Source organism: Micromonospora sp. NPDC002411, from assembly GCF_053592955.1.
On the sequence record NZ_JBSFBM010000286.1, the window covers coordinates 1 to 8622 of the forward strand.

Annotated in this window: 10 protein-coding genes; 6 read left to right on the forward strand and 4 right to left on the reverse strand. The window is 71.7% G+C overall.

Annotated features, from left to right (window positions below; genetic code table 11):
• Positions 1 to 345: 345 nt before the first annotated feature.
• On the forward strand, positions 346 to 2496 hold the full coding sequence (locus tag ACWCO3_RS26760) for a HelD family protein (protein WP_450012648.1): 2151 nt from the start codon (positions 346 to 348) through the stop codon (positions 2494 to 2496).
• A gap of 75 nt (positions 2497 to 2571) precedes the next feature.
• Here the strand turns inward: ACWCO3_RS26760 and ACWCO3_RS26765 are convergent, their stop codons facing one another.
• From ACWCO3_RS26765 to ACWCO3_RS26780, 4 genes are read right to left on the reverse strand one after another with little or no spacing between them, the layout of a single operon-like run.
• The gene (locus ACWCO3_RS26765; RefSeq protein ID WP_450012650.1) at positions 2572 to 3183 is read right to left on the reverse strand and encodes a hypothetical protein; all 612 of its coding nucleotides are present in this window, start codon (positions 3181 to 3183) and stop codon (positions 2572 to 2574) included.
• 4 nt (positions 3184 to 3187) lie between these two features.
• Positions 3188 to 3601, reverse strand: coding sequence for a YbaB/EbfC family nucleoid-associated protein (locus ACWCO3_RS26770; RefSeq protein WP_450012652.1), 414 nt, complete (start codon positions 3599 to 3601; stop codon positions 3188 to 3190).
• A gap of 10 nt (positions 3602 to 3611) precedes the next feature.
• Positions 3612 to 4538, reverse strand: coding sequence for a WXG100 family type VII secretion target (locus tag ACWCO3_RS26775; RefSeq protein WP_282263139.1), 927 nt, complete (start codon positions 4536 to 4538; stop codon positions 3612 to 3614).
• Positions 4535 to 4939 carry a WXG100 family type VII secretion target gene (locus tag ACWCO3_RS26780; protein WP_357842810.1) on the reverse strand — a complete coding sequence of 135 codons (405 nt, stop codon included), beginning with the start codon at positions 4937 to 4939 and terminating at the stop codon, positions 4535 to 4537. Before ACWCO3_RS26780 ends, ACWCO3_RS26775 begins: the two co-directional genes overlap by 4 nt.
• A 133-nt stretch (positions 4940 to 5072) precedes the next feature.
• On the opposite strand from ACWCO3_RS26780, the gene ACWCO3_RS26785 reads away from it, so the two are divergent.
• From ACWCO3_RS26785 to ACWCO3_RS26805, 5 genes are all read left to right on the forward strand, one after another.
• Positions 5073 to 5717 carry a transporter gene (locus tag ACWCO3_RS26785; RefSeq protein WP_450012655.1) on the forward strand — a complete coding sequence of 215 codons (645 nt, stop codon included), beginning with the start codon at positions 5073 to 5075 and terminating at the stop codon, positions 5715 to 5717.
• The gene (locus tag ACWCO3_RS26790; RefSeq protein WP_145785898.1) at positions 5714 to 6025 is read left to right on the forward strand and encodes a transcriptional regulator; all 312 of its coding nucleotides are present in this window, start codon (positions 5714 to 5716) and stop codon (positions 6023 to 6025) included. Before ACWCO3_RS26785 ends, ACWCO3_RS26790 begins: the two co-directional genes overlap by 4 nt.
• Entirely contained in the window at positions 6022 to 6963 is a 942-nt protein-coding gene (locus ACWCO3_RS26795; protein WP_358049986.1) for an ABC transporter ATP-binding protein, read from the forward strand. The genes ACWCO3_RS26790 and ACWCO3_RS26795 overlap by 4 nt, the downstream gene beginning before the upstream one ends.
• 10 nt (positions 6964 to 6973) lie before the next feature.
• On the forward strand, positions 6974 to 7711 hold the full coding sequence (locus tag ACWCO3_RS26800; RefSeq protein ID WP_145785896.1) for an ABC transporter permease: 738 nt from the start codon (positions 6974 to 6976) through the stop codon (positions 7709 to 7711).
• Positions 7712 to 7805: 94 nt separating this feature from the next.
• On the forward strand, positions 7806 to 8622 hold an 817-nt coding region (locus tag ACWCO3_RS26805; protein ID WP_450012658.1), incomplete at its 3' end, for a VOC family protein.

Consider the following 8622-nt stretch of genomic DNA (forward strand, 5'->3'; position numbering starts at 1 on the left):
GCCCGCCCGCGCAGGCCCGTCCCCGCAGGCCCGCCAGCCGCCCGCCACAACCGCGCACGCGCAGCCCACCCGACGACCAGGCGCACCACCCACGCCACCGCACCCCGCACCGGGCACCGGGCACCCCGCACCCCGCACCCCGCACCCCGCACCCGGCGACACGCCATCTCGTATGGGTGGTCGTGTCGGTAATTCAGTGGAAGGAATCGCAGCGGGAGCGTAGGGTTGCAGGCCGCTTGACGGCCGAGGTGAGCTGCACCGGAACGGACGTCTTCGCGCCGGGAGGCCGGCCATCCGCCCCCGGACACGCGAGCGCGCAGCAGATGTGAACGATGGGACGTCAGCATGCCCGCACTTGACCTCGACACCCACCTCGACACGGATCTGTCCGCCGAACGCGCTCACCTCGCAACCTCGCGGGCAGCGCTACGCCGGATGCGGGAGCGGGCCGAGGCTCTCTTCGCCAGCGGCGACCAGGTTGCCGGCGATGCCTACGCGGCCGAGACGCTCGGCCGGACCCTGGCCCGCCGGGTGGCCGAACTGGCGGACGACCCCACCACACCACTCTTCTTCGGTCGCCTCGACTTCGCGGGAACGATGAGTCCCGAGGCCACCGACAGCGCCAGCGACACCACAGCTAGCCAGACAACCACCAGCACAACCGCCGTCGCCAGCTCAGCGGACGTCAGCACCAGCACCAGGGGTGATCATGACGGCCGCCGGTACCACGTGGGGCGTCGGCACGTCACCGACGAGCGCGGCGAGCCGTTGGTGCTGGACTGGCGGGCGCCGGTCTCCCGGTCGTTCTACCGAGCCAGCGCGCGGGATCCGCAGGGGGTGGCGGTTCGGCGGCGGTTCGGGTTCAGCAACGGGGTGCTGACCAGCTTCGAGGATGAGCGGCTGGATCGGGGCGAGGAACTCGGTACGACCAGTCGGATCCTCACCGCCGAGATCGAGCGGCCGCGCGTCGGGCCGATGCGGGACATCGTCGCCACCATCCAGCCGGAGCAGGACGAGCTGGTTCGGGCCGACCTGGCCGACTCGATCTGTGTGCAGGGCGCGCCGGGCACCGGGAAGACGGCGGTCGGGCTGCACCGGGCCGCGTACCTGCTCTATCTGCACCGGGAGCGGCTGCGGCGGGCGGGAGTGCTGATCGTCGGGCCGAACCGGGCGTTCCTGTCGTACATCGCGGCGGTGCTGCCGGCGCTCGGCGAGGTCGAGGTCGAGCAGGCCACAGTGGAGGAGCTGATTTCGCGGGTGCCGGTGCGGGCGGTCGACGCGCCAGCGGTCGCCGCGCTGAAGCACGACGTACGCATGGCGAGCGTGCTGCAACGCGCGGTGCGGGCCCAGATCGGTACACCGACCGAGTCGATCACCGTGTCGGACGGTTCGTTCCGGTGGCGGATCGGGTTGGAGCCGTTGCACCGGATCGTCGAGGAGACCCGCGGGGAGGGGCTGCCGTACAGCACCGGCCGGGAACGGGTCCGGGCCCGGGTGGTGAGCCTGCTGCAACGGCAGGCCGAGGCCCGCCGGGCCGAGTCGCCGGGCGATGCCTGGTTGCGTCGGATGGGCCGTTGCCGACCGGTCACCGACTTCCTGGACGCCGTGTGGCCGGCGCTCACCCCGGAAGGCCTGGTGCACGGCCTGCTCTCCGACCCGGCACGACTTTCCGCCGCGGCGGACGGGCTGCTCGACGACGCCGAGCAGGCTCTGCTCCGGTGGGAGAAGCCGGCTCGGACCCCGAAGGCGACCCGCTGGACCGCCGCCGACACGGTGCTGATCGACGAGGCGACCGGGCTGCTCGAACGGCCCTCCGGATTCGGGCACGTGGTGGTGGACGAGGCGCAGGACCTCTCTCCCATGCAGTGTCGGGCCATTGCCCGCCGCAGTGAGCACGGCTCGATCACCCTCCTCGGTGACCTCGCCCAGGGCACCGCGCCGTGGGCGGCCACGGACTGGAAGGCTTCCCTTGCCCATCTGGGCAAGCCGGACGCTGTGGTGGTCCCGTTGACGATCGGTTTCCGGGTGCCCGCCGCGGTGGTCGCGTTCGCGAACCTGCTTCTCCCGGCGCTCGCGGTGGACGTACCCGCCGCCGAGTCGCTGCGGCACGACGGCGGTCTGGACGTGCGTACCGTGACCGACCTGACCGCTGCGACGGTGGCGGAGGTGCGCGCGGCGCTCGATCACGACGGCTCGGTGGGTGTGATCGCGGCGGACGACGCTGTCGACGAGCTGCGCGCGGCGCTGGCTGATGCCGGCGTCGAGACCGCGACCGCCGACGACGTGGCGGCCGCGGAGCGGGTCACCGTGGTGCCCGCGACACTGGTCAAGGGCCTGGAGTACGACCACGTGGTGGTGGTCGAGCCGGCCGCGATCGTCGCGGCCGAGCCGCGCGGGCTGCACCGGCTGTACGTGGTGCTCACCCGGGCGGTGTCCCGGTTGGCGGTGCTGCACCACGAGCCGCTGCCCGCGCCGCTGTCGACCGCGCAGCACTGACCACCGCGCAGCACTGACCGCCGCGCAGCACTGACCAGGCGGGCAACCGATGCGGGCCGGTGCGCCGGGCGGGGATCAGCCGTCGGTGAGGGCTGCGGCGATGTCGCGCAACGGCTTGCCGGACTCGGCGATCGGCACGATGAACGCCAACCAGGACCCGTCGGCGAACCTGATCCGGAGTCGCTTGGGGTTGAGCCGGTGCCAGCCCACCCATGCGTTGGCCACGGCGGTACGCGGCGTGGACCAGACCACCCGGGTCTGGGCTGCCGCTCTCTCGTCGTCGGCCTGGCTGGACCAGAGCTTCATCGGCCCGGAGGCGCACACCAGCAACCGCCGGTCGGTGACGGCGAGGATGGTGTCCTCGGTCGTGGTCGCCGGGGGCACCGGGCGTCGGGCGTGTTGCAGGGCGGACGCGGCCGAACCCGGCGCACCCCGACCCGCGATCCCGTAGACGACGCGGTCGACGAGCCGGTCCCCCGCCGAGAAGGAGATCAGCGGCGAGATCACGTTGAGCAGCACGCTGGAGACGACACCACCACGACCGCTCCCGGACGACTCCGGGCTCTCGGGAGCTGGCATCTCTGCCGGCCGGGCACCCTGGGCGATCTCGGTCTTCGCGATGGCGAGCACACGTTCGCCCGGCTCGACGAGCTGGCTCAATCGTTCCTGGTAGCTGTTGTCCGCCACGGGCTCAGTACCAATCCGGACGGTCGTCGGGCAGCTGGCTGCCTGCGGCGGGTCGACCGCTCTCGGCCGGTCGGCTGCCGCCGGGCGCGTCGGCTGTCACCCCACCGCCGCCGGGTGCGTCGGCCATCACCTCACCGACCAGTTCGCGGACCCGGGCGGCGGCTGCCTCCTGGGCGCGCTTGGCGGCGGCGGTGAACTCCTCGGCCAGGGTGTACGAGTCGAGGCGCATCGCCCGGGCGTTCACCTCGGTCGAGACGATCGTGCCGTCCGCCGCAGCGGTGACCCGGACCAGGCCGGAGTCGCTCATGCCCTCGGCGCTGCTGTCTTCCAGCTCGGTCATCTTGCCGGCCAGCTCGCGCTGCCAGCTGTCCAGGTTGCGGGCCAACGCCTCGATGCGGTCCAGACCGGGAAAGGTCATGTCGGTCCCCTCAGGTCAGGATGGAGTCGAAGACATTCTGCACGCCCTTGGTGTAGGGGCCCAGATCCTCGCGGTACGTGCCGTCCACCAGGTAGTTGCGGTCCTTCGTTCCGTCGGAGATGTCGTGCATGCCGACGCCGGTGTCCAGAAGGGCGCCACCCAGGCCGGGGATGTTGACCGGAGACGCCTGGTTGATCAGGAACTTGCCCGGGAAGAGCGTCTTGAACTTCTCGATCTGGAACGCCCTGGCCTCGGCCGTCCATCCGGACTTGTTCCACGCCCGGTACGCCTTCTTCGCCTTGCGGATCTCCAGGACCGCGCGACGGTACTTCATGAGCAGCTCGGCGACCTTCTGCATCTTGGTGGCCAGCTTCGTCAGGATCTCGGCGAACCGAGCGACGATCTTGACCATTCTTCCGACGGTGGTAGCGAGCCGCGCCAGCACCCGGACCACAGTCGCCGCGAGGGAGATGCCGGCGCTCAGCGCCGCCGCCACCGCCGCGATGATCACCTCGGTGAGGAACCAGAGCAGGAACTCGAGGATCAGCTCGACCAGCAGGTTGAACGCGTCGACTGCGGCGTTGGCGGCGTCGACGAGCACCTCCTTGGTGCCGTCCAACCCCTTCGCCAGTTCCTCGATGGCCTCCTCCACCGACTCCATCGAGGCGTGGAAGCTCTCGGCGGCGTCACCCGACCAGGCGCCCCGGAGGCGGGCCCGGTGCTGGATCTGCTCACCGGCGATCTCGCGGACCGCCGCGCCGGTGTCGAGGCAGAGCTGAGCGGCGCGCATCAGGTCGTCGGGCTCGCCCGCGACGAGTTCGAGGAGTTGCTCGAAGGGCCAGAGCACCGCGTTGGACAGCGGCTTGAACGGGTCGGGGGTGCCGGACACGATCTGCTCGAAGTAGGTCTTGTTGCGCGTCAACGCCTCGGTGCTCATGCCGGCACCGGCCCGGTCGTGCCGCCGGGGGACGAGGTGCCCGGCGACCAGGGGCCGGGTGCGATGACGTCGGGAGCGGCCGGGCGGCCGGGCACGAACATGTCGGTGTTGGCCACGTCGGTGCCGGTGTAGGCGCCTGCTGTGTCGTCGAGCCCTTCGGCGATGTCCGCCATCACCTCGGCGCCGTCGGCCAGCCCCTGCAGACATGCCTCGAACTGCTCGGCGTACGCCGCCGCGAGGCTGAACGACGCCGGCATCACCCCGAACGCGTGTCGCGGCACGTGCCCTTCACCGAACGAGCGGTGCAGCTCGCGAAAGCGCGCCGCCCGGTCGGTGGACGCCTTGGCGAACGCCGTCAGCGCCTCCGGCTGGACCTCCAGCTCTCTGCTCGGGCTCGACACGGACCCTCCCCTGTGTCCTGTGCGACGGATCAGCCGCTACGACTTCCCACCATAGGCACTGCTCGCCGCAATCGGTGACCCGGCCGCGATGACGGGGCAACCCGCCTTGACTTTGTTCCGTAAAGTAGTTTGCGTGGACCCAGACGATGACCTTCCGCCCACCGACGCCGCAGCCGCGCTCCGACTCATCCAGGACGAGCGGTCCGCGACAGCGCGTCGAATCGATCCCGATGCCCGGCTGCTCTACTGGCCGTGGGGGATCGCCTGGCTGGTCGGCTTCGGGCTCTTCTTCCTGCGGTTCCCCCCGGGCGAGGAGGAGCTGCTCCGACTGCCGAGCTGGCTGCCGCTGACCGTCCTCTTCGCGCTGCTCCTGGCCGCCGCCGCGGTTCAGGCGGTGGCCAGCGTCCGGGCCTACGGCCAGGTGAGCGGAGACTCCGCGCGGCGTGGTCGCTGGTACGGGTGCGCCTGGGCCCTCGGTCCGGTGAGCGTCTACGCGGGGCTCGGCCGGATCTCCGAACACCTGCCCCACGACCTGGCGGCGCTGCTCTGGTCGGCGACGGCCGTCGGGCTGACCGGCGCGTTGCACATGGCCGGCGGGGCGATCTGGCTGGACCGGGACCTGTTCCGGTTGGGTGTCTGGATCAGTGTGATCAACCTTGCCGGCGTGTTCGCCGGGCCGGGCTGGCACGCACTTGCCGTGTCGGTGGCCGGCGGCGGCGGAATGCTGGTGGCCGGCGCGGTCGCCCGGCGGCAACAGCGACAGCGACAGCAGCCGTGACCGAACTGGATCCGGTCATCCACGCCCAGGCCCGGCTGCGGGTGGTGGCCAGCCTCTCCGCTCTCAATGTGGGCGACAAGATCGCGTTCCCCCGTCTGCAGGAGCTGCTCGGGATGACCGCCGGCAACCTCTCGGTGCACCTGCGCAAGCTTGAGGACGCCGGCTATGTGGAGATTACCAAGACCCATCGTGGACGCACCCCGGCAACTCTGGTCGGGCTCAGCCGACGAGGCCGGCTGGCGTTCGAGGAGTACACCGAAACGATCCGCGCCCTGCTCGACCCCAGTCCGTCGAAGGAGCAGCCATGACCCTCGCCCGCGCCGACCAGGCCAGCCGCCGGTACGGCGACGTCCTCGCCCTCGACCGCGTCGACCTCGACGTCCGGGCCGGTGAGCTGGTCGGCCTCCTCGGGCCGAACGGCGCCGGCAAGAGCACCCTGATGAACCTGCTTGTCGGCCTGCGTCGCCCCAGCTCGGGGCGGGTCGAACTGTTCGGTGGCGACCCCCGCGACCCGGCGAGCCGGCGACAGATCGGGGTCACCCCGCAGGAGACCGGCCTGCCGGGCACGCTGCGGGTCGGCGAGGTCGTCGACTTCGTCTCCGCGCACTACCCGGACCCGGTGCCCCGCGGCGAACTGCTCGACCGGTTCGGCCTGGGCGACCTCCTCCGACGGCAGACCGGTGGGCTCTCCGGGGGGCAGCGCCGTCGACTGGCGGTGGCGTTGGCGTTCGTCGGCCGACCCCGGTTGGTGCTTCTCGACGAGCCGACCACCGGCCTGGACGTGGCCGCCCGGCACACCCTGTGGGAGGCGATCCGCGCGTTCCACGAGGACGGCGGCACCGTGCTGCTGAGCAGCCACTACCTGGAGGAGGTGGAGGCGCTGGCCCACCGGGTGGTGGTGATCGGGCAGGGCCGGGTGCTCGCCGACGACACGGTGGACGCGGTGCGGGGCATCGTCGGCGTACGCCGGGTCAGCCTCGTCGCCGACCACCTGCCCGACCTGCCCGGGGTGGTGCGCACCGAGCGGATCGACGGCCGGCTGCACCTGCTCACCACCGACGCCGACGAACTGGTCCGAGCGCTGGTCACGGCCGGAACGGCCTTCACCGACCTGGAGGTACGACCGACGTCGCTGGAGGAGGCGTTCCTTGCCATCACCAGCGGGGACGGGTCCGCCCCGGGCCAGAGCACCGCCGAGGACCGACCCGCCACCGCCGTTCCCGGCGGCCGACCCACCACCGTCTGAGGAGGCCGCCGTGCAGCTCGCTCTGGTCCACGCCCGATACCAACTCCTGGAGATCATCCGGATTCCGGTGGCGATCGTCGGGAGCGCCTTCTTCCCGGCCGCCGCCATGATCTTCTTCGTGGTGCCGTTCGCCGGTGACGACTCGGTCGGCGCCACCCTCGCCACCGCGTCGATGGTCACCTTCTCGGTGATGAGCGCCAACATCTTCCAGTACGGCGTCGGCGTCGCCGAGGACCGCGACCAGCCGTGGAACCCGTACACCCGGACCCTGCCGGCCGGCCCGGCACCCCGGTTCGCGGGCCGGGTGCTGGCCGGCCTGGCACTGACGTACCTCTCGCTGATCCCGGTCGTCGTGATCGGCGCGACGCTGACCGCGGCCGAGGTCACCCCGACGGCGTTTCTGCTGGCCATGGGCACCGTGGCCGTGATCTCGGTGCCGTTCACGCTGATGGGCCTGGCCATCGGCTACTCGCTGCCGAGCAAGGCGGCGATCGTCGTCGCGCAGATCGTCTTCCTGCCGCTCGCGTTCGGCGGCGGGCTGCTGTCCGCGCCGGGCGACGCGCCCGGGTTCATCGAGACGATCGCCCCGTTCCTGCCCACCCGGGGCGCGGCAGAGCTGATGTGGGCGGCGGTCAGTGACTACCGCGCTCAACCGCTGGCGCTGATCATGCTCGGTGTCTGGGTGGTGCTGCTCGCCACGCTCGCCGGCTGGGCGTACCGACGGGACGAGGGTCGCCGGTTCAGCTGACGATTCGTCCGTTTCCGCCCCGAGCCGCGGCGGGACGGTGCCAGGATTCCGGCAGGGGGCCGCCGTGGTCGCCCCGGCCGAGAGGGGTTCTGACGTGAGCACCGTCCCGCCGGGTACGCCCTGCTGGGCCGACCTGGCCACCCCGGACCTGGACGACGCGCGGCGCTTCTACCCGGAGCTGTTCGGTTGGACCGGCCGGGTGACACCGGAACCCGAGGCGGGTGGCTACACGGTCTTCCTGCTCGACGGCAAGCCGGTCGCCGGAGCCGGGCCGCCGGCGATCCCCGACCAGGTGCCGATCTGGTCGACGTACGTCGCCACCGACGACGCGGAGCTGGTCGCCGGCCGGGTCGAACGGGCCGGCGGGCAGGTCGTCGTGCCGCCGTTCGAGGTGTTCGACCGCGGCTGGATGGCCGTCTTCGCCGATCCGTCCGGTGCCACCTTCAGCGTCTGGCAGCCGCTGAACATGAGCGGTGCCGAGGTGTTCAACGTGCCGGGCGCGATGAGCTGGAACGAACTGGTCACTCCCGACCCGGAGGGCGCGAAGGTCTTCTACGAGTTGGTGTTCGGCTGGCAGCCGGACGACCAGGCGGTGGGTCCCATGACGTACACCGGCTGGCGGCTCGGGACCCAGATCGTCGCCGGGATGATGCCGCCGCTGGCCGACGACTTCCCGGCCGACCTACCCGCGTACTGGACCGTGTACTTCGCGGTGACCGACGCGGACGCCGCCGCGGCCCGCGCCGCCGAGCTGGGCGGGACGATCCTGGTCCCGCCCCGCGACATCCCGGCGGGCCGGTTCGCCGCCCTACGCGACCACCGGTTTCGGTTTCTCCGACGGGGAGTGGGGGTTGCTGGTCGGCCTGCCGCAGTCGGTGCTGACCGCGGCGAGCGCCGCCGAGTCCGACGGC